This is a genomic window from Paractinoplanes globisporus DSM 43857, from assembly GCF_000379645.1.
Classification (GTDB): domain Bacteria; phylum Actinomycetota; class Actinomycetes; order Mycobacteriales; family Micromonosporaceae; genus Actinoplanes; species Actinoplanes globisporus.
Map to the genome: position 1 here is coordinate 96,809 of NZ_KB903310.1, position 23,483 is coordinate 120,291.

Annotated in this window: 26 protein-coding genes; 11 read left to right on the forward strand and 15 right to left on the reverse strand. The window is 70.9% G+C overall.

What is annotated here, in order from left to right; all coding sequences use genetic code 11:
- Nucleotides 1-69: 69 nt before the first annotated feature.
- Nucleotides 70-1,098 carry a YlbL family protein gene (locus tag A3CQ_RS0125485; protein ID WP_020513784.1) on the reverse strand — a complete coding sequence of 343 codons (1,029 nt, stop codon included), beginning with the start codon at nt 1,096-1,098 and terminating at the stop codon, nt 70-72.
- A gap of 159 nt (nt 1,099-1,257) precedes the next feature.
- Here A3CQ_RS0125485 and A3CQ_RS0125490 point away from each other — a divergent pair, with 159 nt between their 5' ends.
- On the forward strand, nt 1,258-2,463 hold the full coding sequence (locus A3CQ_RS0125490; protein ID WP_505558656.1) for a zinc-dependent metalloprotease: 1,206 nt from the start codon (nt 1,258-1,260) through the stop codon (nt 2,461-2,463).
- Nucleotides 2,464-2,467: 4 nt separating this feature from the next.
- On the opposite strand, the gene A3CQ_RS0125495 is transcribed toward A3CQ_RS0125490, so the two are convergent.
- On the reverse strand, nt 2,468-3,064 hold the full coding sequence (locus A3CQ_RS0125495) for a hypothetical protein (protein ID WP_026206179.1): 597 nt from the start codon (nt 3,062-3,064) through the stop codon (nt 2,468-2,470).
- A gap of 117 nt (nt 3,065-3,181) precedes the next feature.
- The gene (locus tag A3CQ_RS0125500; protein WP_026206180.1) at nt 3,182-3,715 is read right to left on the reverse strand and encodes a M48 metallopeptidase family protein; all 534 of its coding nucleotides are present in this window, start codon (nt 3,713-3,715) and stop codon (nt 3,182-3,184) included.
- 424 nt (nt 3,716-4,139) lie between these two features.
- Here A3CQ_RS0125500 and A3CQ_RS61745 point away from each other — a divergent pair, with 424 nt between their 5' ends.
- The 4 genes from A3CQ_RS61745 (at nt 4,140) to A3CQ_RS0125520 (ending at nt 8,226) form a co-directional block, all read left to right on the forward strand.
- Entirely contained in the window at nt 4,140-4,301 is a 162-nt protein-coding gene (locus A3CQ_RS61745) for a DUF5679 domain-containing protein (RefSeq protein WP_015625326.1), read from the forward strand.
- Nucleotides 4,302-4,499: 198 nt separating this feature from the next.
- Nucleotides 4,500-5,510: a hypothetical protein gene (locus tag A3CQ_RS0125510; protein WP_020513788.1), complete on the forward strand. Its 1,011-nt coding sequence runs from the start codon at nt 4,500-4,502 to the stop codon at nt 5,508-5,510.
- 87 nt (nt 5,511-5,597) lie between these two features.
- Nucleotides 5,598-6,944: an ABC1 kinase family protein gene (locus tag A3CQ_RS0125515; protein ID WP_020513789.1), complete on the forward strand. Its 1,347-nt coding sequence runs from the start codon at nt 5,598-5,600 to the stop codon at nt 6,942-6,944.
- Nucleotides 6,945-6,969: 25 nt separating this feature from the next.
- Nucleotides 6,970-8,226: a M18 family aminopeptidase gene (locus A3CQ_RS0125520; protein ID WP_026206181.1), complete on the forward strand. Its 1,257-nt coding sequence runs from the start codon at nt 6,970-6,972 to the stop codon at nt 8,224-8,226.
- A gap of 300 nt (nt 8,227-8,526) precedes the next feature.
- Here A3CQ_RS0125520 and A3CQ_RS0125525 read toward each other — a convergent pair whose 3' ends face one another.
- The 3 genes from A3CQ_RS0125525 to A3CQ_RS53970 all read right to left on the reverse strand — a co-directional run bounded on the left by A3CQ_RS0125525 (nt 8,527) and on the right by A3CQ_RS53970 (nt 11,594).
- Entirely contained in the window at nt 8,527-8,889 is a 363-nt protein-coding gene (locus A3CQ_RS0125525; RefSeq protein WP_020513791.1) for a WhiB family transcriptional regulator, read from the reverse strand.
- A 142-nt stretch (nt 8,890-9,031) separates the two neighbouring features.
- On the reverse strand, nt 9,032-9,325 hold the full coding sequence (locus tag A3CQ_RS61005; RefSeq protein WP_084699214.1) for a hypothetical protein: 294 nt from the start codon (nt 9,323-9,325) through the stop codon (nt 9,032-9,034).
- A gap of 121 nt (nt 9,326-9,446) precedes the next feature.
- A complete protein-coding gene (locus A3CQ_RS53970; protein WP_040432816.1) occupies nt 9,447-11,594 on the reverse strand; it encodes an ATP-dependent DNA helicase UvrD2 in 2,148 nt (715 codons plus the stop codon).
- Nucleotides 11,595-11,663: 69 nt separating this feature from the next.
- Here A3CQ_RS53970 and A3CQ_RS0125535 point away from each other — a divergent pair, with 69 nt between their 5' ends.
- A complete protein-coding gene (locus A3CQ_RS0125535) occupies nt 11,664-11,906 on the forward strand; it encodes a mycoredoxin (RefSeq protein WP_020513793.1) in 243 nt (80 codons plus the stop codon).
- Nucleotide 11,907: 1 nt separating this feature from the next.
- Here A3CQ_RS0125535 and A3CQ_RS0125540 read toward each other — a convergent pair whose 3' ends face one another.
- The 6 genes from A3CQ_RS0125540 to A3CQ_RS0125565 form a co-directional block, all read right to left on the reverse strand.
- Complete coding sequence (locus A3CQ_RS0125540; protein WP_026206182.1) at nt 11,908-12,606, reverse strand: hypothetical protein; 699 nt, start codon at nt 12,604-12,606, stop codon at nt 11,908-11,910.
- Nucleotides 12,603-13,079: a hypothetical protein gene (locus tag A3CQ_RS0125545; protein ID WP_020513794.1), complete on the reverse strand. Its 477-nt coding sequence runs from the start codon at nt 13,077-13,079 to the stop codon at nt 12,603-12,605. The genes A3CQ_RS0125540 and A3CQ_RS0125545 overlap by 4 nt, the downstream gene beginning before the upstream one ends.
- Before the next feature lie 21 nt (nt 13,080-13,100).
- On the reverse strand, nt 13,101-13,994 hold the full coding sequence (locus A3CQ_RS0125550; RefSeq protein WP_020513795.1) for a phytanoyl-CoA dioxygenase family protein: 894 nt from the start codon (nt 13,992-13,994) through the stop codon (nt 13,101-13,103).
- A 102-nt stretch (nt 13,995-14,096) separates the two neighbouring features.
- Nucleotides 14,097-15,050 (reverse strand): NAD(+) diphosphatase, encoded by a 954-nt coding sequence (nudC, locus tag A3CQ_RS0125555; RefSeq protein ID WP_020513796.1) that lies wholly within the window; start codon nt 15,048-15,050, stop codon nt 14,097-14,099.
- The gene (locus A3CQ_RS0125560; RefSeq protein ID WP_020513797.1) at nt 15,047-16,366 is read right to left on the reverse strand and encodes a M16 family metallopeptidase; all 1,320 of its coding nucleotides are present in this window, start codon (nt 16,364-16,366) and stop codon (nt 15,047-15,049) included. Before A3CQ_RS0125560 ends, nudC begins: the two co-directional genes overlap by 4 nt.
- The gene (locus tag A3CQ_RS0125565; protein WP_020513798.1) at nt 16,363-17,670 is read right to left on the reverse strand and encodes a M16 family metallopeptidase; all 1,308 of its coding nucleotides are present in this window, start codon (nt 17,668-17,670) and stop codon (nt 16,363-16,365) included. The genes A3CQ_RS0125560 and A3CQ_RS0125565 overlap by 4 nt, the downstream gene beginning before the upstream one ends.
- Nucleotides 17,671-17,861: 191 nt before the next feature.
- Here A3CQ_RS0125565 and A3CQ_RS0125570 point away from each other — a divergent pair, with 191 nt between their 5' ends.
- From A3CQ_RS0125570 to A3CQ_RS0125585, 4 genes are read left to right on the forward strand one after another with little or no spacing between them, the layout of a single operon-like run.
- Complete coding sequence (locus A3CQ_RS0125570; protein ID WP_026206183.1) at nt 17,862-18,269, forward strand: RrF2 family transcriptional regulator; 408 nt, start codon at nt 17,862-17,864, stop codon at nt 18,267-18,269.
- 8 nt (nt 18,270-18,277) lie between these two features.
- Entirely contained in the window at nt 18,278-19,351 is a 1,074-nt protein-coding gene (locus tag A3CQ_RS0125575; protein WP_020513800.1) for an ABC transporter substrate-binding protein, read from the forward strand.
- Between the two features lie 32 nt (nt 19,352-19,383).
- Nucleotides 19,384-20,160: an ABC transporter ATP-binding protein gene (locus tag A3CQ_RS0125580; RefSeq protein ID WP_020513801.1), complete on the forward strand. Its 777-nt coding sequence runs from the start codon at nt 19,384-19,386 to the stop codon at nt 20,158-20,160.
- On the forward strand, nt 20,150-21,016 hold the full coding sequence (locus A3CQ_RS0125585; protein ID WP_020513802.1) for an ABC transporter permease: 867 nt from the start codon (nt 20,150-20,152) through the stop codon (nt 21,014-21,016). The genes A3CQ_RS0125580 and A3CQ_RS0125585 overlap by 11 nt, the downstream gene beginning before the upstream one ends.
- Before the next feature lie 161 nt (nt 21,017-21,177).
- On the opposite strand, the gene A3CQ_RS0125590 is transcribed toward A3CQ_RS0125585, so the two are convergent.
- Nucleotides 21,178-22,068, reverse strand: coding sequence for a hypothetical protein (locus A3CQ_RS0125590; protein WP_020513803.1), 891 nt, complete (start codon nt 22,066-22,068; stop codon nt 21,178-21,180).
- 50 nt (nt 22,069-22,118) lie between these two features.
- Nucleotides 22,119-22,319, reverse strand: a complete 201-nt coding sequence (locus A3CQ_RS0125595) for a hypothetical protein (protein ID WP_020513804.1) — start codon at nt 22,317-22,319, stop codon at nt 22,119-22,121.
- 112 nt (nt 22,320-22,431) lie between these two features.
- Between A3CQ_RS0125595 and A3CQ_RS0125600 the strand changes: the two genes are divergently transcribed.
- A complete protein-coding gene (locus tag A3CQ_RS0125600) occupies nt 22,432-23,145 on the forward strand; it encodes a lysophospholipid acyltransferase family protein (protein WP_040432818.1) in 714 nt (237 codons plus the stop codon).
- A gap of 64 nt (nt 23,146-23,209) precedes the next feature.
- Here the strand turns inward: A3CQ_RS0125600 and cspE are convergent, their stop codons facing one another.
- Nucleotides 23,210-23,413 (reverse strand): transcription antiterminator/RNA stability regulator CspE, encoded by a 204-nt coding sequence (gene cspE / locus A3CQ_RS0125605; RefSeq protein WP_020513806.1) that lies wholly within the window; start codon nt 23,411-23,413, stop codon nt 23,210-23,212.
- Nucleotides 23,414-23,483: the final 70 nt, after the last annotated feature.

The window sequence follows — 23,483 nt, forward strand, 5'->3', positions numbered from 1 at the left end:
TGTTACGCATAACCAACGTGGGCTCCACACATCAATCGGGGCGACCGGTGTCTCACATTACGACATCGGTCACGAGGCCGAGCACGGCTTGGGAGTGCCGCCCGCGATGAAGGTCTTGAGCGCGGTGAGGGCGTCGTCCACCGTGGCCACCTCGGCCATCGGCAGGCCGGACACGGCGTTCTTGAGTGCTTCGGCGCAGTTGTCTTTCGGCACGAGGAAGATTTGAGCGCCGGCGCTCTTGGCGCCGACCAGCTTCTGCGGGATGCCGCCGATCGGTCCGACGTTGCCGGCGTCGTCGATCGTGCCGGTCCCGGCGATTATCTTGCCGCCGGTGAGGTCTTCCGGCTCGAGCTTGTCGATGATCCCGAGCGTGAACATGAGGCCGGCGCTGGGTCCGCCGATCTTGTCGAGGTCGATCTCGACCTTGAAGGGGGCGTTCTGTTTCGTGTCGATCTCTATGCCCAGGCGCGGCGTCTTGTCGCTGCCGCTCGCCTTGGTCGTGACCTTGACGGTGGCGTCCTGGCCGGAGCGCGTGTAGCCGATCGTGAAGGTGGTGCCGGCCGGCTTGGCCCGCAGGGCGTCGGTGAGCGCGGTCGGGCTGGTGACCTTCGCACCGTTCACCGAGGTGATCACGTCGCCGGCCTTGAGCAGTCCGGTCGCGGCGCCCCCGGCGGTCACGCTTTTCACGTACGTCTGGACGGGGTAGCCCAGTTTCGTCAGCGCGACCGTCACGGCGCTGTCCTGCGACTCGGTCCACTCCTGCGCGTTCTGCTGCTCGACCTGTTTCTCGGTCTGGCCGGGCGGGTAGATCAGCGCGCGCGGGACCACCGCGTCCTTCTTACTGAACCAGCTGCTGATCGCCCACACGAGCTCCACCTGCGACTGCACATTCACAGTGGTCAGCCGCAACTGCCCGGACGACTCCGTGGTCTTGGAGTTCGTCACCTGGATGACCTCGGTGCCGTCGCTGGAACCGAGCGTGTTCACCGTCGGTCCCGGCTTCAGCACGACGTACGGCAGCGGCGCCGCCATGACACCGACTGCCAGCAGGGCGGTGAGCAGGGCGCCGAGGATGACTGTGACACCGCGACGTCTCATGCGCGAGAGACTATCGTCCCACCCTGAGTTCTCTCTGAGCTGACACCGCCATCGGTCCGGAGCGTGCGATTCGCGCGTACGGTTGACTACGTGCCTGATATCCCGTTCGGTTTCAGCCTGCCGGGCGCGCAGCCGCCCGACCCCTCCGACCCGCAGCAGATGCAGCAGTTCATGGCGGACCTGCAGCGGATGTTCGCCGGCGGCCCCGGCAGCGGCCCGGTGAACTGGGACATGGCCCGGCAGGTCGCGGCCGGCCAGCTCTCCGCCTCCGGTGACCCGGCGGTCAACATGTTCGAGCGCCACCAGGTGGAAGAGGCCCTCCGCCTCGCCGACCTGTGGATCGACCCGGTCTCCGCCCTGCCCAGCGGCATCCGCGTGGCCGCCGCGTGGAACCGCAACGAGTGGATCTACAACACCCTCGACGTGTGGAAGAAGCTGTGCGACCCGATCGCGGGCCGCATGGTGGGCGCGATGGGCGACCTGGTGCCCGAGGAAGCAAAAGCGCAGCTCGGCCCCATGCAGTCGATGGTCGCCACGCTCGGCGGCGCGCTCTTCGGCGGCCAGCTCGGGCAGGCGCTCGGCCAGCTCGCCGCCGAGGTGCTCTCGGCCGGCGACATCGGTCTCCCGCTCGGCCCGACCGGCACCGCCGCGCTGGTCCCGGCCAACATCAAGGCGTACGGCGAGGGCCTGGAGCTTCCGGAAGATCAGGTTCGCCTGTACGTGGCCCTGCGCGAGGCGGCCCACCAGCGGCTGTTCGGCCACGTGCCGTGGCTGCGGGCGCACGTGCTGACCGCCGTCGAGACGTATGCGAACGGCATCACCGTCAACCGCGAGGCCATCGAGGAAGCGATGAGCCGCGTCGACCCGGCCGACCCCGAGTCGATGCAGGCCATGGCCCTCGAGGGCATCTTCACCCCGGAGGACACCCCGCAACAGAAGGCGAGCCTGGCCCGCCTCGAGACAGCGCTGGCCCTGATCGAGGGCTGGGTGGGCCACGTGGTCGACACGGCGGCCGGCGAGCGCCTGCCGAGCGTGTCGGCCCTGGGCGAGGCGTTCCGCCGTCGTCGGGCCGCCGGTGGCCCGGCCGAGCAGACCTTCGCGGCGCTGGTCGGCCTCGAGTTGCGGCCCCGCCGGTTGCGCGAGGCCGGCGCGCTGTGGGCGGCCGTCACCGAGCACCGGGGCATCCAGGGCCGGGACGCGCTGTGGGGTCACCCCGACCTGCTCCCCACCGACGAGGACTTCGCCAACCCCGAGGTGTTCGCCCAGAGCGCCATGGACTGGGACATCAGCGAGCTCGACAACCTCGGCCAGGCCCCCGACGAGAAGGGCCCCGAGGAAAACGGCCCGTCGGAGACCGAGAAGTAGGGGCTCAGCCGCCCAGGAGGGCGCGGGTGTTGTCCCAGCCCTCCAGGGCCGGGTCGAGCGAGGCGAGCTCGGCCGGGCCGCGCAGGCGCCGCCACTCGGGCGTGGAGCTCACGTCCCCGGGTTGCGGCGCCGTCTTGCGCAGGAGCGCGGCCGACGCCGTGTCCAGCTCGTGGTCTTCCAGCCAGGCCGGCGCGGGCAGGCTCGTGGCCAGGCCGAGCAGGCCGTTCCCGGGGCCGCCGGAGGCGACGGCCACCGCCTTGTTCTCCAGCGGGCGCAGGAGCTTGCCGAGGATCATGCCGGGAAGGTCGGGTGCGTCGGCGGCGATGACCGCGGCCTGGTCGAATCCGTCCGCCGCGGCCGCTGTCAGCACGGGCAGGTACGTCGGGGTGGGGATCTCGTAGACGCGCATGCCGGGCCAGGCGATCTCGTCGGCCAGCTCGCGGTCCGCCGGGGTCGTGGCGATCGCGGCCTCGGCCTGCGCGAGGCGGGCCAGGAGGTCGACGACGTCCTCGGCGAGCGCGGTGCGCCAGGCCCGCAGGTCGACGCCGGGCGGGCTCCACGGAACGGGCACGAGCAGAGCGGCGACAACCCGGCGGACCACGGGGCAACACTAGCCTGAGTTGCAGCTCAGCCCGGATGCGGGCGGCACGGGGCCGGGACGGCACCCAGCTCGCCCTCGGGACGCCGGGGCCTGGCTGACCTCGTACGGGCAAATGAATTAGTCGTCGGTGAGAACGAGGCCCGTCGCGGCGCTGATGCCCTCGAGGTAGCCTCGGGCCCGCTCGGACTTGGGGTAGCGGGCGACCAGGTCCCAGAAGCGGTTGTTGTGCGACGGGACCGCGAGGTGGGCCAGCTCGTGCAGCAGCACGTAATCGATCACCCAGTCGGGCATCTCCTGGATGCGGTGGGAGATGCGGATCGTGCCGTCGTCGGGGGTGCAGGAACCCCAGCGGCCGTTCTGGTTGGTCACCCAGCGCACACTCGCCGGGGTCACCAGGTGGGTGTGATCGGCCAGGTAGCGTGCCGTGAGCCGGCGAGCGCGGGCCAGCAGCTCGTCATCCGTGCGCCGGATGCGTTCCTCGCGGGCGGCCAGGCGGGCGAGCATGCGCTCGACCCACTCGGTTTCCTCGGCGCGGGAGAAACGGTCCGGGATGAGCACGACCACGCGCTCACCGTCGCGATAAGCGGACACCGTCCGGCGCCGGCGCTGGCTACGCCGCACTTCGACGACAGGCTTGCGCGTCCGGGCCATTACCGGCTCGCGCGGCCCAGATTCGGGTTCACGTTGAGACGCTAATCCGTGAGACCCATGTCACCGCAAGAGTACGGCCGATGACACGCGTCGGATATGTGCGCTTTCTCCCCGTATAACCGAAAAAATTTTCCAGGGCGCAACATCTTCGTTGGTTGGCCAACCTAGCGCATGGGCGGAACCGGTGCCCAGCGTCCCATTTGCCAGTCTTTGCCAGAAATTTCCGGCGTGTTCGGGCTTAACTTCGCGAAAAGGGCGTTTTCTCCCGGCACACTCACGTCGGCGGCGCAGATGAGACATGGAAACGGCCGGACCTGGGTAGTGACCGCCCCTGGCGGGGAGGCCACATCCACGTGGCCGGAGCGGCCGGCGCCGCCACATTGCATCGGGCCGACCCCGGCCGACGACATGACGAGGAGGAACCGTGGCCGACAACACGTACAACGGCTACTGCGTGAAGTGCAAGGAGAAGCGTGACTTCCAGGGCACCGTCGAGGTGTCGAAGACCGGCATGAACATGGCCAAGGGCAAGTGCCCGGTCTGTGGCACGACCGTGAACCGGATCCTCGGCAAGGCCAAGGCCTGATTCACCCGGCTGGGTAGAGCGGGGCCGGGGGTGTCGCTCTACCCATAACCGTGTCGAACCCGACACGTTGAGTTGTTGTGGATAACGGCAAGCGCCTGTGGATAACTCGCGTTTAGCTGTGGACAATACGTGTCACGGGCCCCGGGGCCCTGTGGACAACCAACGCGTTCCGCGTCCCATCGATGACAACCTGTCACGGTGAACCGTCCCACCCTGATTCCCGGTCTTCCCCGCGTCTGGCGCGGCCCCGGCGAGCTGCAGATCGGCTCCGACCCGGCCCGTGCGCTGCTGCTTCGCCTACCCGACCCGCGCTGCGAGCGCGTCCTCGACCTGCTCGACGGCAGCCGCTCGGAGCGGCTCGTCCTGCTGCGTGCCGCCGAGTTCGGCGTCCCGCCGTCCGACTGCCGGGCCCTGCTCGACACGTTGCGCGCGGCCGGTCTCACCTTGCCGGCCTCGGCGCTGGTCCCGCCCACGATGCCGGCCGACTCCCGGCAGCGGCTGACCGGTGAGGCGGCGGCCCTGGCCCTGCGCGGCTCCGACGCCCCGGCCCAGATCCTGCGCCGCCGCGGCGCGTCCCAGGTGGTGCTGGCCGGGCACGGCCGACTGGGTGCGGCGATCGCGGTCGGGCTCGCCCAGGCCGGGGTGGGTCACGTGCGGCCCGAGGTCACCGGCCTGGTGCGCCGGGGTGAGCTGGCCGGCGGGCCGCTGCGCGGCGCCGACGTGGGCCGGCCCCGGCGAGACGCGATCATCGAGGCCCTCTCCCGCTCGGCGCCGGGCACCAACCATGGCGTACGCCGGGCCGCCGCGACCCTGGTCATCCAGCTCGACCACGACGAGCCCGTGGCACTGCTGGCCGCTTCTCTGGCCAACCGTCGGCAGCCACACCTGGCCGTCACCATCCGGGAGGGCGCCGCCGTGATCGGGCCGCTAGTCCCCGCCGTCGGCCGGCCCTGTCTCAACTGTCTCGACCTGCATCGGCGCGAACGGGACCGCACCTGGCCGGGCCCGGTCTCGGCCGGATCGGCGAGCGCGGAACCGTGCGCGGTCAGCACCCTGCTGGCGGCCACGGCGTACGCGGTCGCCGAGGCGCTGGCCTTCCTGGACGGCACCGTCCCGCAGACGGCGGCCGCCACCGCGGAGATCACCTCGCCCGGGCGGGTGCGGCGGCGCAGTTGGCAGCCGCATGCGGAGTGCTCATGCGCGCGCTGACGTTCTCTGTCTCGACTTTTCCGGCAGATCGGGCGAAGCCGGATCGGGCGGGCGGATGACCGGCGATCCGTCGGTCACAATGATCTGGTGAGCGACATACCGCGGCGAGCCGCGTCCCGCACCGCGAGGCTGGCCGCGCTGCCCTTGGGCTTCGCCGGGCGCACCGCCCTGGGTCTGGGCAAGCGAGCCGTCGGGATCGCCAGCGACGTCATCTCGGCCGACATCCAGCAGCGCACCGCCGAGCAGCTGTTCAGCGTCCTCGGGCAGCTCAAGGGCGGCGCCATGAAATTCGGGCAGGCGCTGTCGGTCTTCGAGGCCGCGCTGCCCGAGGAGATGGCCGGCCCGTACCGGCAGGCGCTGACCAAGTTGCAGGAGGCGGCACCGCCGATGCCGGCCGCCAGCCTGCACAAGGCGATGGCCGAGCAGCTCGGCGACGACTGGCGGGAGAAATTCGCCGAGTTCGACGACAGCCCGGCCGCCGCGGCCAGCATCGGCCAGGTGCACCGTGCGCTGTGGAAACTGCCCCGCGCCCGGAAGAACGCGAGGCAGAAGACGGTCGAGGTCGCGGTAAAGGTGCAGTACCCCGGGGCCGGCGAGGCACTGCTGGCCGACCTCAAGCAGCTGTCCCTGCTGGCCGGCATGTTCAAGATCATCCAGCCGGGCATGGACATCAAGCCCCTGCTCGCCGAGCTTCGCGCCCGGATCACCGAGGAGCTCGACTACGCGCTCGAGGCCGAGACCCAGGCGGCGTTCGCCGAGGCCTACGCGGGCGACGAGGAGATCTACGTCCCCCGGGTGATCGCCTCGTCGCCGCGGGTGCTGGTCACCGAGTGGGCCGAGGGCACCCCGCTGGCCAAGGTGATCACCGACGGCACGCCCGAGGAGCGCGACGAGGCCGGCCGGCTGATGGCCACCCTGCACTTCTCGGCCCCGGCCCGGGCCGGGCTGCTGCACGCCGACCCGCACCCGGGCAACTTCCGGATCCTGCCCGACGGCCGGCTCGGCGTGATCGACTTCGGCGCGGTGGCGCGGCTGCCCGGCGGCCACCCCGAGCCGATCGGCCGGCTGGTGCGGCTCGCGCTCGACGGTGACGCCGAGGCGGTCGCCGACGGGCTGCGCGACCAGGGCTTCATCAAGCCGGACGACGAGATCGACGCCGATGCGGTGCTGAAGTTCCTGCGGCCGATGATCGAGCCGATCGCGGTCGACGAGTTCCGGTTCACCCGCTCCTGGCTGCGCGGCGAGGCGGCGCGGCTGGGCAGCCCCCGCTCGCCGGCCTACCAGCTGAGCCGCAAGCTCAACCTCCCCCCGTCCTACCTTCTTATCCACCGGGTGACGCTCGGCTCGATCGGCGTGCTGTGCCAGCTGGAGGCGTCCGCGCCCTACCGCTCGATCGTCGAGAAATGGCTGCCGGGGTTCGCGCCGGTCGCGTGATCGGCTTCGTGGCCACCGTGCTTCGATGAAGGGCATGGACGCCACCACACACATCGATGATCTTGCCAGCTTCATCACGGCCTCGCCCAGCTCGTACCACGCGGCGGCCGAGACGGCCCGCCGGCTGGTCGAGGCCGGCTACACCGCGCTGGACGAGACCGCCGAGTGGCACCTCTCGCCCGGCGACCGGGTCGTCATCGTTCGCGACGGCGCCGTGATCGCGCTCGCGGTGCCCGGCCGGGTCGTGGCGACCACCCCGTTCCGCATCCTCGGCGCGCACACCGACTCGCCGACCTTCAAGCTCAAGCCGCGGCCCGCGCTCGCCTCGAACGGCTGGCTCCAGGCGTCCGTCGAGGTCTACGGCGGCCCGATCCTCGCCTCCTGGTTCGACCGCGAGCTGGAGTTCGCGGGCCGGCTCGTCACCCGCGACGGCACGGTCCACCTGGTCCGCACCGGTCCGCTCGCCCGCATCCCGCACCTGGCGATCCACCTCGACCGCGAGGTGAACAGCTCGTTCGCGCCCGACCGCCAGCGCGACGTGCAGCCGGTCCTCGGCGTCGACGGCCCTGAAGTGCTCGACTATCTGGCCCGGGACGCCGGCATCGACGCCGCCGAGATCGCCGGTCACGACGTGGTCGCGGTCGACTCGGCCGCTCCGGCACAATTCGGCGCCTCGCTTTTCGCGGCCGCCAGGCTCGACAATCTCTCCTCCGTGCATGCCGGGGTGACCGCCCTGCTTTCGTTCGAGCGGGGCGACGCCATCGCCGTTCTCGCCGCCTTCGATCACGAGGAGCTCGGCTCGGAGAGTCGTTCCGGCGCGTCCGGCCCGTTCCTCGCCGACGTGCTCGACCGGGTCGCCCGGGCGCTCGGCATCGATCTCGTCCGCTCGCTGCCGGGATCGTGGTGCCTCTCGGCCGACGCCGGCCACGCCGTGCATCCCAACCGGCCCGAGAAGCACGACCCCACGCATCGGCCGATCGTCGGCGGCGGGCCACTCCTGAAGATCAACGCCAACCAGCGTTATACGACCGACGCGGTCGGGTCGGCGCTGTGGGCGCGCACCTGCGCGGCGGCCGAGGTGCCGTGGCAGCCGTTCGTGTCGAACAACGCGGTCCCTTGCGGGTCGACGATCGGCCCGCTCACCGCGACCCGGATCGGCATACCGACCCTCGACGTCGGCACCCCTCTTCTCTCCATGCATTCGGCCCGTGAGCTTTGTCACGTGGACGACCCGGCTTCGCTCGCGGCCGCCGCCGCGGTCTTCTTCACCGGTCTCGTCTGATCGTTTCCGGCACGAGAAAGGCCCGCCCCCATCGGGGACGGGCCGTCTTCTCATCGGTTGCCGGGTCTCAGTAGCTGCCACCGCCGAGTTCGCGCGAGGCCCGGTGATGGGCCCGCATGGCTACGAGTCGAGCGGGGCGGTGCGCCTCAGGTGTGTAGTCACGCTGAGGCCGACGCATTCGGGCCCGGGACAACGCTTCTTGGAGAAGTCTCATCTTGGAAGCTCCATTCGTGCTCATCTTGGTCTCTGCTTTCGGTTGGTGGCCTCGAAGGCCGTCAGGGGGAGGGGGTTGGTGGGATCTCAGGCCGCGAGGCGGACCTGGTTGCGGGACTCGAGACCGTTCGCGGCGAGCCGCTCCTCGACCTCGACGGCCAGCTCGGCGTCGCGCGCCACGTCGGCCTTGCGCGGACGGCCACGCGGACGCTTGCGCGGAACCACGGCGCCGCGCTCGAAAATCTCGCCGCCCCAGACACCCCAGGGCTCGTTCCGCTCGACCGCACCGGCCAGGCACTCGACGCGCAGCGGGCAGTCCCCGCAGAGCGACTTGGCCAGCTCCAGCTGGGCCGGGGAGTCCGAGAACCACAGGTCCGGGTCGAACTTCCGACAGGGCAGGTTTGCCTCGATGTCGACGCTCACGTCGATCGGGGCCAGCGCCAGACTCATAAAGCCCGGTCACCTCTCTCTTCTTCGACGATCTTCTGGATCGCAGTGCTGGTCATGCACCGGCCGGTGAGCCGGCAAAAAATTAGGCCGCGGACCCTGTACGGGTTCCGCGGCCTCGAGGTGAGCCGGTAGGTCTGGTTGATCAGACCGGCCTTCCTCGAGGCGGGACACCGCTGCCACCATCCGCGTAGCGCTTCTTGGAGACATTGATGCCCATGAACCCAGTGGTGCCATTGATTCCGTCGGTAAGCGTCAGGGCCTGAGCCAGCTCGGCCTGGATCTGGACCTGGTGCACCCGCGAAACCGAAGCCCGCGCGGCAGCCAGGATGGCTACCGGTCGGACAGCCTGAGCCGGAGCTTTCGGCTCGGGAACGGTCAGAGCGCAGGCACGGGTCAGCGGCGCCGACGGTCGAGTCGTCATCGTGTAAATCTCCATCGTTGCCACCTCCTCCATATGCCTTGCACTCGAATGGTTTGCCCAGGCGGGCGGGACTGCTCGCCAAGGTGTGTTCTGAGGCTATGCCTCCCCCTCAGGAGAGGGCAAACGAATTTCCGGACTAGTTTTCAAACTTTTTTGACGAGGCTTCGCCGGGGCTCGCGCCGCCCACCAGAGCGAAGACCGCGGGGCCGTACTGGCTCAGCTTGCGGGGGCCTATCCCGGCGATCGCGAGCAGCTCGGCGGGTGTGCCCGGCCGCCGCTCGGCCAGAGCGACCAAGGTGGCGTCGGTGAACACGACGTACGCAGGAACTTTCAGGTCTTCCGCGGTGGCCTTCCGCCACACCTGGAAGCGCTCGAAAAGATCCTCGTCGAGGTCGGACGGGCAGGTCGGGCAGCGGCCCAGCTTGCGGTCGGCGCCGGCCAGCAGGGTGGCGCCGCAGACCCGGCAGGAGGACACCTGCGCGCGTCGCCGGTCGGGTTTCCGACTGCGGTCGGCGGCGCGCTCGGTCGGCGAGTTGCGCTCGAGCTGCGGCAGGAAGCGGCAGGGACGCCGGGCGCGGCCACCGGCCGAGCGGGCCTGGCCGTAGGAGAGCCACAGCCACTGCCGGGCCCGGGTCACCCCGACGTAGAGCAGGCGTCGCTCCTCCTCCAGCTGCTCGGGAGTCTTCGCGTACGTCGTCGGGAGCGTGCCGTCGGAGAGGCCGACGAGGAAGACCGCGTCCCACTCGAGGCCCTTGGCCGAGTGAAGTGAGGCGAGCGTCACACCCTCGACGGTCGGCGCGTGCTGCTGCTCGGCGCGGCGGGCGAGCTCGGCGTTGAACTCGGCAAGCGACACGTCCCTCTGCACGGCGCCGGCCTCGCCGATCGGGACGAGGGTGGGCGCCTTCGCATACTCCTCGGCGAGGGCGACGAGAGCGGCCAGCGCCTCCCACTGCTCGCGGGCCGAGCCGCCGGCCGGGGGCTGTTCCCGCGCCCAGCCGGTCGCCGCGAGAGCCTCGACGACCGCCGTCACGAGCGGGGTCTCCCCCGGCGTGGAGCGCACGGCGGCACGCAACGCGATCATCGCCTGGCGGATCTCGGGCCGCTCGAAGAACCGCTCGGCCCCGCGCACCACGTAGGGCACCTCGGCCTCGGCGAGGGCCTCCTCATACGTCTCGGACTGGGCGTTGGTGCGGAAGAGCACAGCGATCTCGCTGGCCGAGGTGCCCGAGGAGATCAGCTCGCGGCAGCGGCGGGCCACCGCGGCGGCCTCGCCCCCCTCGTCCGGAAAGATCTTGAGCTCGGGCTCGGCGCCGGGCGGGCGCTGGCCGACCAGCTCGAGCCGCAGACGCGCCTCGCTCCCGCGGGCCTGCCGGATCACCGCGTTGGCCAGCCCGACCACCTGCGGGGTCGAGCGGTAGTCGCGGACCAGGCGGACCACGACCGCCTCGCGCCGCAGCCGGGGGAAGTCGATCAGGTACGACGCGGTGGCACCGGTGAACGAGTAGATCGTCTGGCTGGCGTCGCCGACCACGGTGAGGTCGTCGCGCCCGCCCAGCCAGGCGTCGAGCAGGCGCTGCTGAAGGGGGTTGACGTCCTGATACTCGTCGACCACGAAGTGCCGGTACTGGTTGCGGATCTCCTCGGCGACGTCGGCGTGCTCCTCGATGCCCCAGACGGCGGCGCGCAGCATGTCCTCGAAGTCGATGACGCCCTGGCGACGCTTGAGTGTCTCGTAGGCCGCGAAGACCTCGGCGACCTTGGCCGGGTCGTGCGGCGGCTCGCGCCGGGCCTTGGTGGCGGCCACCGCATACTCCCCCGGCTCGACCAGGGAGGATTTCGCCCACTCGATCTCGCCGGCCAGGTCGCGGGCGCCGGTGCGGTCGGCGCGGAGCCCGGCCCGGGCGGCGGCCAGGCCGACCATGCGTGCCTTCGATTCCAGCAGCTCGGGCATCTGGCGGCCCTCGAGCAGGCGGGGCGCGAAATAGCGCACCTGGCGCAGGGCGGCGGCGTGGAACGTGCGGGCCTGCACACCGGTGGCGCCCAGCGCGCCGAGCCGGGCGCGCATCTCGGCGGCGGCGCGGGTGGTGAAGGTGACGGCCAGGACGTGCCGGGGGCTGACCTCACCGGTGAGCGTGCGATAGGCGATGCGGTGGGTGATGGCGCGGGTCTTGCCGGTGCCGGCGCCGGCCAGGATGCAGACCGGGCCGGCGGGAGCGGTCACCGCCGCCCGCTGCTCGGGGTCGAGCCCCGCCAGCACCGCATCAGTCCGCACGGAGGGAATCATGGCACCCCGGTCTGACGTTATGCGGCAAGGCGGAGTGCCATGTGACCCCGGCGAGAGGATCTCTGACCGATGTTGACCATGTATTCGACGTCCTGGTGCGGCTACTGCCACCGGCTCAAGTCGCAGCTCGATCGCGAAGGGATCGCCTACGACGTCGTCGACATCGAGCAGGACGAGGCCGCCGCGGAGTACGTGCAGACCGTCAACGGCGGCAACCGCACGGTCCCCACGCTGCGCTTCGACGACGGGTCGGCGCTGACCAACCCGTCCATCGTCCAGGTCAAGGACCACCTGGCCGCTTTGGCCGCCTGACCTACACGCCCACCAGGGCTTCGGCTTTCTCCTCGGCTTCCGCGATGAGCTGGTCCAATTCGGCGTCGCCCAGGGCCAGCTCATCCGCGAGCGAGGCAAAAAGCAGCAGGTGTACGCCGAGGAGCACGCTCCCGTCGATGTCACCGACCGGCACGACCTCGCCCAGCGCCGCGCGCACCAGCATCTCGGCGTCGAGGATCGGCAGCCCCGCCGCCGCGTGCTCGTGCACGGCCGTAGCGACCGTGCGGCTGATCTCGGCGAGCGCGGTGTCGGGCTCGAATCGCCGCCGCACCGCCAGACCGAATGCGATCTCCCAGACCCGACGCGCCGACTCGTCTACCTCGCCGTCCGGCGAGCCGAACCGGGACGGCGCGTCGTCGCGCGCGGCCTGCCGCAGATAGCGGCCCGCGTCGGTGGCGATCAGCCCGGCCCCGCGCGGCGTTCCGGGCGGCAGCTGGCCGGAGAGCGCACCCATCGCCGCCGGCTCGGGGCGCAGCGGGTCTGGCGGCAGCTCCACCACGGGCTCGGCTCCGCGCCGCGGGCGGCGCGCGCCGGCATTGACCGCCTCCGGCTCGGGCGGCGGCGCCTCGGGCTCGCGCCGCGGCCGACGCCCGCCGACCCTGGCCGCCTCGGGCTCGGGCAGCGGCAGGGCGGGCTCGGGCTCGGTGCCACGGCTCGACCGGCGCCTGTTCTTCTTCACATCGACCTCCGGCCGACCACCCGGTTGCGCGGCCGGTCGAACCGGGCCACCCGCTGCTCGGCCTGATCGACCAGGGCGGTGAGCTCGCCGGACGGCGCTCCGGGCGGGCGGACCAGGTCGCCGACCATGTGGCAGATAAGTTCGAAGCGGCGCAGCTCGGGCACGCCGTGCGCCAGCTCCGGCTCGCCGATCGCCGCGCGGATCATGGCCTCGGCCTCCCGGGCCAGCTCGCCGCCGGCCGGGAGCGCCTGGTACTCCAGCAGGTCCCGCACGTAGCGGGTGATGTCGCGCGGCTCGCGCCCGACGAAGCTGCGCCGAACGGCCACGGTGAACAGCTCGCGCAGCAGCCGGACGGCCCGCGGCGAGTCGCTGAGACGAGACAGCGACCGCGCCGGGCGCTCCTCCCCGAGTGCCTCGAGGATGAGCCGGCCCGCCGCGGTCGCCGCCTTGTCTAATGTCCCGGTTTGCCCCACATAGGGGACTCTAACGGGGTCTTACGGGATGAGAGCCGGAATGCTCGAGTCGAGCAGGCCCCGCTCCTTGAGCGCGCCGTAGAGCGGCGTGGTCGCCGGGTAGTGGCCCCAGGCGTGGTCGCCGGTGCCGTCGCCCTCGGGGCAGTGGCCGAGCAGCTGCTTCTGCACCGGGTTGAGCTTGTCGAACCACGGCTCGTTCGGCAGGTGGGCGACGTCGTCGCGGCCGGCGATCCAGCGGTACGTGTACCCGAAGAAGGCGCCCATGCGGGTGAAGGTCGAGTAGTTGTCGGAGCGCGCGTGCCAGATGCGGCGGTCGAACACGACCAGGTCGCCGGGGTTCGCGGTGATCTGGGTCGCGCCCTCGGGCTGCGGCCACGGAACGCCACGGCTCGGCGGGCCGGGCAGCCAGTTGGTCTTGTGACTGCCGGGGATGACGGTGAAGTTGCCGCGGCCGGTCTCGCTGACATCGGAGAACCAGAAGGCGAGCTTCACGGAGAACATCGGGCGAGGATCGGTCTCGATCTCCCGGTTCTGCCGGCCGCCGTCCTGGTGCCAGTGCCACCACTCCTTCTGCTTCTCGTGGATCTGCGGGTGCACGTCCACGTGGGAGTGGTAGATGTGGATGTTCCACCCGAGCATCGACCAGATGTACTTGAACGCCACCGGGTGGTCGATCAGGTAGGCCAGCTCGGGGACAGACGTCACCGCGGAGAGCTGGTGCAGGGCGCCGGTCGCGTTCAGCCCGTGGCCGCCGGGCTCCTGGGCCCGCTCGTACGCACCCTGGATCGCAGTGCGCCCGACCTCGACCTCGCTCTCGCTGAGCACCCCGGGAATGACGAGGATCCCGTCCCGGTCGAACCGGGCGCGCTCGTCGTCCGTCATGGGCGCCCAGGCGGGCGCCTCCACCTGCGTCATCGAAAATCCGCCTCTCGGTCTTTGTAGTTCGAGACGCAGCGGAGGCGGGATTTGGTTACCCGCGAAGCAGAAAACTTTTCTACTTTGAGTGATATCGATGCGTTACCGGTCGAAACCCCCCAACCAGGTCTCAATCAGGAAGAACGCGATGGAAGATCGCATCGGCAGGCTCATCCGGACACCGGTCTCCGGGTGGACGAAGCCACCGGCGATCATCTTCGCGATCTCCTCCCGGGTGAACCAGTGCGCCTCGTCGATCTCCTCCGGGTCGAGCCGCAGCGGCTCGGCCGGGTCGGCGACGGCGTGGAAGCCGAGCATCAGCGAGCCGGGGAACGGCCAGGACTGGCTGCCCGCGTAGGTGAGGCCGGCCAGCTTGATGCCCACTTCCTCGGCCACCTCGCGCAGCACGGCCGCCTCGGCCGACTCGCCGGGCTCGACGTAGCCGGCCAGGCAGGAGAAGCGGCGCACGCCGTCCGGGCCGACCGGCCACAGGGCGTTGTGACCGAGCAGGCACCGGCCGTCCGGTCCGGCGACGTCGTCGTGCACCAGCACGATCATCGCCGGGTCGGTGCGCGGCCACATGTCGTTGCCGTCGGGGTCGCGCCGCACCCAGCCGGCCTCCACCGCGGTGGTCGCCTGCCCGGTACGCGGCGAGAAGCCGTGACTTGCGTGCCAGTTGGCCAGCGCCGCGGCGGTCGTGAACATCCCGGCGTCGCGGGCGTCGAGCTGGTGGCCCACGTCGCGCAGGGACACCGCCCGGGCGCCCTCGACCTCGGGCAGCGGCGCCACGACCGCCCAGAGGGCGATGCCCTCCGGGTCGACGCCGAGGAACCAGTGCTCGACGTCGGCCGGCGCCTCGTCCGAGGTGACCAGCAGCAGCCCGACGCTGCCGTCGGGCCGGTCCTCGGCCAGCGCGCGGCCGCGGTCGTCGACGACCAGCACCAGGCCGCGGGACCAGGCGTCGGCGAGCCAGGCGTCGTCCCGGCGGCGCAGGCCGGCGCGGTCGAGCGTGGTGCGGGCCAGCGGCGGTGTCGCGGGGAACTCGGGTGTGCTCACGCGGTGCCGCGCACGACCTGCGTGAGGGCGGCGAGCGGAGCCTCGACCTTCTCGGCGTCGCCGAGCACCACGGTGACCGCCTGCGACGGCGCCAGGAACTGGGCGGCCACCTCGGCCACCTGGTCCAGGGTCGCCGTGGCCAGGGCCGCCGAGTGCTCCCGCAGGTGCTCGAGGCGCAGGCCGAAGCTCGCGTACATGCTCGCCAGGCCGGCCAGGCCCGCCTGGGTGGACATGCCGAGCCGCAGCGTGCCCAGCACGTAGCGGCGGGCCTGCTCGAGCTCGTCCTCGCCGGGCGGAAGGCTCGCTATCCGGCCCAGCTCATAGAGGGTCTCGAGCAGGGACGGGCCGGTCACCTCGGTCGCGACCTCGGCCGCGACCATCAGCGTCGAGCCGGCCAGGTAGTGCTCGATCGCGGTGTGCGGGCCGTACGTGTAGCCCTTGTCCTCGCGCAGGTTCTCCACCCAGCGGGAGGAGAAGTAGCCGCCGAAGATCATGTTGGCCAGCTGGAGAGCCGCGTACCGGGGGTCGGTGCGCGGCAGCGCCGGCAGCGCCATCCGCAGCGACGACTGCACGGAGCCGGGGCGGTCGACCAGCAGCAGCGGGCCGGGCTCGAGCGGCGGGGCTTCCGGCACGGTCTCGTCCCGGCCGGGGCCGGTCCAGCTGCCCAGCGCCTTCTCGGCGGCGTCGATCGCCTTCTCCGGGTTGATGTCGCCGACCAGCACCAGCACGGCGCCGTCCGGGCGGACCCGGTCGGCGTGCAGCTTGCGCAGCTGGGCCGGGCGGACCGCGCGGACCTGCTCGGGCTCGGGCGTCTGCACCGCGTACGGATGACTGCCGTACACCCGCTTGAGCAGTGCCGTGCGGGCGATGTGCGCGGGCTGGCTCAACGCCACGTTGATGTGGTCGACCAGGCGGTCGCGCTCCGTCCCGACCTCGGCGTTCGGGTACGCCGGGTCGGTCAGCACCGTGGCGAGGATCTCGAGCACCCGGTCGAGCCCACTGGCCAGCGCGTTGCCGGTGATCAGGAGCCGGTCGGGGTCGAGCCCGGCGGAGAGGCCGCCGCCCACCGCCTGCAACTCGGCCGCGATGTCGACGCTCGACATCGCGCCGGTGCCGGTGAACAGCGCCTGGGACAGCAGCGTGGCCCGCGGCAACGGCGCCTTGCTGAACGGAACCCGCAGCCGCAGCTCGACCAGCGGCACCGCGGGGCGCCGGATCGCGATCACCGTGAGCCCGCCCGGTAGCGAGCGCTCGGCCTGCCTGGGCAGCTTGATCTTGGCGTCGGGCACCAGGTCGGGCAGAGTCTTGTTGGTCATTGGGCGGCTCCCGGGAGGACCTCGACGGTGGCTCGCCGGTCGGGGCGCAGGGCGGCCGCGGCGGTGACGATCTGTGCCTCGGTGACCTCGCCGACCAGCTTGGGTAGTTCGTTGAGCAGTTCGGGACGGCCACGCTGCAGTTCCAGCACGGCCATCGGCAGCGCCCGGCCGAGCACGGCGTCGGTGTCGCGCAGCAGGTGGGTGGCGATGCGGGCCTGGGTCCGCTCGAGCTCCCCCGGCGCGAGGCCGTCGTGTACGAGGCGCTCGAGTTCCTCGTCGACGGTGCGCAGCACCTTTTCCGCGTCGCCGCCGGGCGGCATGTGCGCCTGCAGCAGCAGCGCGGTCGGGTTGCGCACCTGGAACTCGTCGCCCATGAAGCCGATGTAGCCGCCGATGCTGGTGACCGAGCGGTCGCGCTGGACCAGGCGCTCGACCAGCCGGGACGCCTCGCCGTCGGTGAGCACCTCGGCGAGAACCACGTACGGCAGGTAGTCGTCGAAGGCGGCGATCGGGTCGGGCACCCGCCAGGCCGAGGCCACGCCGGGCAGCGGAGCGAGCCGGTCGGTGTAGACGTCGCGCCGCTCGGCCTCGGGGCCGGGCTCGTCGAAGTCGGGCAGCGGGGGCGCGGGCCGGGCCGGCACGTCCCCGAAGTGCCGCTGGATCATCGCGCTGGCCTCGGCCACGTCGAAGTCGCCGGCGACCGCGAGCGTGGCGTTGCCGCTCGCGTAGTACCGGTCGAAGAACGCCACCGCGTCCTCGACGGTGGCGCTGTCCAGGTCGCCGAACGAGCCGTAGCCGTCGTGCGAGTTGGCGAACGTGGAGAACATGACCGGCGGCAGCTTGAGCCAGGGGAAGCCGCCGTACGGCCGGTTCAGCACGTTGACCCGGATCTCCTCCTTGACCACGTCGATCTGGTTGAGAAGGTTTTCCTCGGTCAGGCGGGGGCCGCGCATGCGGTCGGCCTCGAGGAAGAGCGCCCGCTCGAGCGCGCCGGCCGGCAACACCTCGAAGTAGTCGGTGTAGTCGAGGTGGGTGGAGCCGTTGAAGGTGCCCCCGGAGCCCTGGACGTGCCGGAAGTGGGCGAGCTTCTCCAGGTTTTCCGAGCCCTGGAACATCAGGTGCTCGAAGAGGTGTGCGAAGCCCGTGCGGCCTTCCGGTTCCGAGCGGATGCCCACGTCGTAGACGACGGCGACGCCGACGACCGGGGCGCTGCGGTCGGGCGTGAGAACCACCCGCAGGCCGTTGTCCAGGGTGAATCGCTCGACCGGGTACTTCGTTGCGGGGATCTTGCTTCTGCGCGCCACGGACTGACATTAGCGCGCTCCGTGTTCGTCGTCGCGACTGCAGGTCACCAACTGGCAGTGCGCCAATTTCGATCTATCGGGCGCGGGTCCCGCGATACGGGCCGCGCTTGACGACCCATTCCCACTTCATACATCATTCCCATGCATCAGATAGGGAAAGCAGGGTATTGATCAGCGAGGAGGACCGGACCGTGTACGTCTCGGCGCGCACCGACTACGCCGTACGGGCCATGCTCGCGGTCACCGCCGAGCAGCCACACCTGGTCAAGGCGGCCGGGCTGGCCGCCGCCCAGGACATCCCGCTCAGCTTTCTCCAGGGCATCCTGCTCGACCTGCGCCGTGCCGGGCTCCTGCACAGCCACCGCGGTGTGGACGGCGGGTACGCGCTGGCCCGCCCGGCCGACGAGATCACCGTGGGCGACGTCGTCCGGGCCGTCGGCGGCGCGCTGACCACCGTGCGCGGGCTGCCCACCGCCACCACGACCTACCACGGCGCGGCCACCGGCCTGCGCGACGTGTGGGTCGCCGTCGAGGAAGCCATCGAGGGCGTCGTCGACCACAAGACCCTGGCCGAACTCTCCCCGATTACGAAGAACTAGGAGTGAGCATGAGCTCCCGCACCATACGTGCGCTTGCCCTCGCCGCCACCGCACTCATTGCCACGACCGCCCTCACCGCGTGCGGGGGCGACGACGACAAGAGCACCGCCTCCACCTCCGGAGGGGCCGCCGAGGCGTCGGCGATCCGGCTCGGCTACTTCCCGAACATCACCCACGCGCCGGCCCTGATCGGGGTGGACAAGGGCTTCTTCCAGGACGCCCTGGGCAGCACCAAGCTCGAGGCGAAGACCTTCAACGCCGGCCCGGCCGCGCTCGAGGCGCTGCTCTCCGGCGCGATCGACGCCACCTACATCGGCCCGAACCCGGCGATCAACGGATGGTCGCAGTCCAAGGGCACGGCTCTGAAGATCATCGCGGGCAGCACCTCGGCCGGCGCCGGCCTGGTCGTCAAGCCGGGCATCAACACCGCGGCCGACCTCAAGGGCAAGAAGATCGCCACCCCGCAGCTGGGCAACACCCAGGACGTGGCGCTACGCGCCTGGCTCAAGCAGAACGGCCTCAACGCCGATGCCCAGGGCGGCGGCGACGTCTCGATCCTCCCGCAGGACAACGCCACCGCGCTCCAGGCGTTCGCCCAGGGCGCGATCGACGGCGCCTGGGTGCCCGAGCCGTACTTCAGCCGCCTGCAGATCGAGTCCGGCGGCAAGGTGCTGGTGAACGAGAAGGACCTGTGGCCCGGCGGCCAGTTCGTCACCACCCACCTGGTCGTCTCCCAGGAGTTCCTGAAGAAGTACCCGGGCACGGTCAAGAAGCTCCTCCAGGGTCACCTCAAGGCGCTGGACTACATCAAGACCGACAACGCCGGCGCTCAGGCGGCGGCCAACGACCAGATCAAGGCGCTCTCCGGCAAGCCGCTCAAGGACAACATCCTCGCCGCGTCCTTCAAGAACCTGAGCTTCACCGCCGACCCGATCGCCTCCTCCCTGTTCACCAGCGCTCAGCACGCCCAGGACGTCGGCCTCCTCAAGCCGGTCGACCTCAAGGGCATCTACGACCTCGGCCCGCTGAACGAGCTGCTCAAGGCGGCCGGTCAGCCCGAGGTTAGCGACGCCGCGGCCTGAAAGGCGCCCCAGTCTCGGAAAGGCACAGCAGCATGAGCCTCCTGGAACACACCGAAGTCCGTACCGACGCGGTCGTCCGCCTCGAGAACGTCTCCAAGCAGTACGGGTCGGGCGCCCACGCGCTCCTGGCGCTCGACCGCGTCTCGCTGACGGTGCGGCAGGGCGAGTTCGTCTGCCTGCTGGGCGCCTCCGGCTGCGGCAAGAGCACGCTGCTCTCGCTCGTCGCCGGGCTCGACCAGATCAGCGGCGGCACCCTGGACATCGGCGGCCGGAAAGTCTCGCTGATGTTCCAGGAGGCCGCGCTCTTCCCCTGGCTGTCCGTCGCCGGCAACGTCGAGTTGCCGCTGCGGCTGCAGGGGATCGGCAAGGCGGAACGCAAGAAGCGCGCGGCCGAGCTGCTGGAGATCGTGCGGCTGCGCGGCTTCGGCGACAAGCGGCCGCACGAGCTCTCCGGCGGCATGCGCCAGCGCGTGGCCCTCGCCCGCGCGCTGGCGCAGGACGCCGACATCCTGCTGATGGACGAGCCGTTCGGCGCGCTCGACGCGATGACCCGCGACATCCTGCACGACGAGCTCGAGCGGATCTGGCGTGAGCAGGATCTCACCGTGCTGTTCGTGACCCACAACGTGCGCGAGGCGGTGCGGCTCGGCGACCGGGTCGTGCTGCTGAGCAGCCGGCCCGGCCGGGTGATCGAGGACTTCCCGGTCACTCAGGGCCGGCCGCGGCGCATCGACTCCCCCGAGGTGGCCGGCCAGGCCGCCGAGATCACCGACCGGCTCCGCGCGGAGGTGGCCCGCCATGCCAACTGAGACCGCCGTTGCCGAGTCCGCCGAGGTCAGCGGCCTCGACAACCTCGAGCTCGCGCCCAAGACCGACAAGGGCACGATCGGTACCCGGATCTGGAAGAACACCTGGCCCAAGCTGCTGGCCGTGGCGATCGTGCTGCTCGCCTGGCAGATCGTGGTCTGGTCGGGGTGGAAGCCGGAGTACGTCCTGCCCGGCCCCCAGACGGTCTTCACCGACCTGAAAGACGTGATCACCACGGGCGACTTCTGGGACGGCGTACGCCTGACGCTGACCCGGGCGCTCACCGGCTTCCTGCTGGCGGTGGCGATCGGCACGGTGGTCGGCGCGGCCGTCTCCCGGTTCGCGCCGCTGCGGGCCGCGATCGGCTCGCTGATCACCGGCCTGCAGACGATGCCGTCGATCATGTGGTTCCCGCTGGCCATCCTGCTGTTCCAGATCAGCGAGAGCGCGATCATGTTCGTGGTGGTCATCGGCGCCGCGCCGTCGGTGGCGAACGGTCTGATCAGCGGCATCGACTACGTGCCGCGTACCTGGCTGCGGGTCGGGCAGGTGCTGGGCATGAAGGGCATCGCGAAGTACCGGCACCTGATTCTGCCGGCGTCGCTGCCGTCGTTCATCTCCGGGCTCAAGCAGGGCTGGGCGTTCTCCTGGCGCAGCCTGATGGCCGGCGAGCTGCTGGTGATCGTGCCGGGTGCGCTTTCCATCGGCGTACGGATGCAGCAAGCTCGTGATTTGTCGGACTCGAGCCTGGTGATCTGCTACATCATCGTCGTGCTGGTGATCGGCATCCTGATCGACGTCATCTTCAACGCCGCCGACAACGCCCTGCGCAAGCGCTGGGGCCTGACCGGTTCCTAGGGTCTGTCCTGTCGGTCGCGTGGGAGCGAGGCGAGGTCCAGGTGGTGGCTGGCGTCGGCCGCGAAGCGGTCGCATACCGGTGTTGTATGTGGCCGTTTCGCGGACGCCGTCAGGCGCCGCCTGGGCCACGCCGCAGCCCCGCGTGATCGGCAGGACAGGCCCTAGACCGGGCGCACCGACTGCATGACGTCGTCGACCACGTAGTCCCACTGCTTGTGGGTGCCGGGGATCGAGACGTACAGAACCGCCGCGGTCGGCTTGCCGACGTCGATGACCGCCACCGCCGAGAGCTCGTCGGTGGCGGTCAGTCCGGCCGCGTGGAAGTGCAGCCGGAACTCGCTCAGGTAGGCGGGCCGCCCGCCCAGCGTGGTGAGCCCGTCCTTGATCCGCTCGAGCGTGTTCGGCTGCGGGTAGTACTCGGCGCGCACGTCGGCGGCCACCTGCCGACCCACGCACTCCAGATCGAGCGTCACGGCGTCGTTGTCGGCGGCCGGCACCGCGGCCGACAGGATCGACGCGTGGTAGTCGCCGCCGTTGTACTTCTCGGTCACGAAGTGCTGCCCGACCCGGTACGGCACCTCGAGCGTCCCGGCCCGCCACACCTCGTCCCAGGGGACCCACGGCGCTCCGTACGCCTTGTAGGAGATCCCCGCCTCCTGGTCCACCGTGCGTGCGCCGGTGGCCGGCGGCGGCGCGCTCGGCGCCTGGGTCGGCGCGGCACTCGGCGACGAGGTGGGCGCCGGGCAGGCCTGGGCCAGCGGCGGCCGCACGTCGGTCGGCGCCGACGCCTTGCTGCTGAACATGCTGGTATCGCCCGAGATCGCGAGCACCAGGATGATCGTCAGACCGATCGCGAGGACGCCACCCGCAATGCCGGCGAAGATCTGCATCTGACGCCGGCGACGGCGCGGACCGTCGGGGCGCTCCGGCCGAGGCGGCTCGGGCGGGGCCGGCGGGGCGATCGGAGGACCGGCCGGCGCCGTCACCATGCCCGACGCGAAACGGTCGCCCGGGCGCTGCCAGGCGAACGTCTCCGGGGTCGGCTCAGACATGAATCCCAGTGAACACCACGGACCTGAACGTCACGTGAGTGGAGATCGAGTCACCGGGTCAGCGTGGCGCCCCCGGCCGCCTGATCGGCGATGAGCTGGGCGAGGTGGTCACGGACCGTGGAGAGGTCGGCCGCGGCGGGAGGCGTCGCGGGGTACCACGGCGCGAAGACCACGACCAGCACCACGGCCAGGCCCGCGCAGGCCACGGCGAGCACGAACGCCAGCTCGCGACGGGCGGGCGTGCTGCGCATGCGGGTCCTCCCGGGCTGCGGACAAAGACGTCGTAGGTAAAGACGCACCAGGAGCTCCGCTGGTTGCACCCCGATCCAGCCGATCTTCAGTAAGGTCGGCTACCGTCTCTACATGGAACTCGTGTATCCCCCGGTCATCGCCTTCGCCAAGACGATGTTCCGCGCGCTCGACCTGCGTATCGAGGTCGACGGCGCCGAGCACATCCCGCGGGAGGGTGGGGCGGTGCTGGCGAGTAACCACGTGAGCTATCTCGACTTCATCTTCTGCGGCCTCGCCGCTCAGCCCGCCAAGCGGCTGGTCCGCTTCATGGCGAAAAGCTCGGTTTTCGACCACAAGGTCAGCGGCCCGCTGATGCGCGGCATGCGGCACATCCCGGTCGACCGGGACGCGGGCGCGGCGTCGTTCCGCGCGGCGACCAACGCGCTCAAGGGCGGCGAGGTGGTCGGGGTGTTCCCCGAGGCGACGATCAGCGAGTCGTTCACGGTGAAGGAGCTGAAATCGGGCGCGGCGCGGCTGGCGCGCACGGCCAAGGTGCCGCTGATCCCGATGGCGGTCTGGGGACCGCACCGACTGTGGACCAAGGGGCACAAGAAGGAGCTGACCAAGCGGCACGTCCCCGTGCTGATCAAGGTCGGCCAGGCGATCGAGCTGCCCAAAGGCGTCTCGCCCGACGCGCTCACGGCCACGCTGAAGGAGCGGCTCTCGAGTCTCCTCGACGCGGTGCAACGGGCGTACCCAGATAAGCCCGCCGGACCCGAGGACCGCTGGTGGCTCCCCGCCCACCTCGGTGGGACGGCGCCGCTGCCGGAGGCAGCAGCTGTCTGACCGCGATGGCGCCGCATCACCACGGATGCGGCGCCGCCGCGGGCAGTTCTGACCCTTTACAAGATCAGAGGGCGCGGATGTTCGCGGCCTGCGGGCCCTTCTGGCCCTGGGTGACCTCGAACTCGACTCGCTGGTTCTCCTCCAGGCTGCGGTAGCCCGACATCTGGATCGCGGAGAAGTGGGCGAAGACGTCCGCACCGCCGTCGTCGGGGGTGATGAACCCGAAGCCCTTGTCCGCGTTGAACCACTTCACAACGCCGGTAACCATGATCGTCTCCTCGACGGTCGATCGCTCCCGACCATTATGGACAGGAGCGAGGTGGTAAAACCCGGATTCT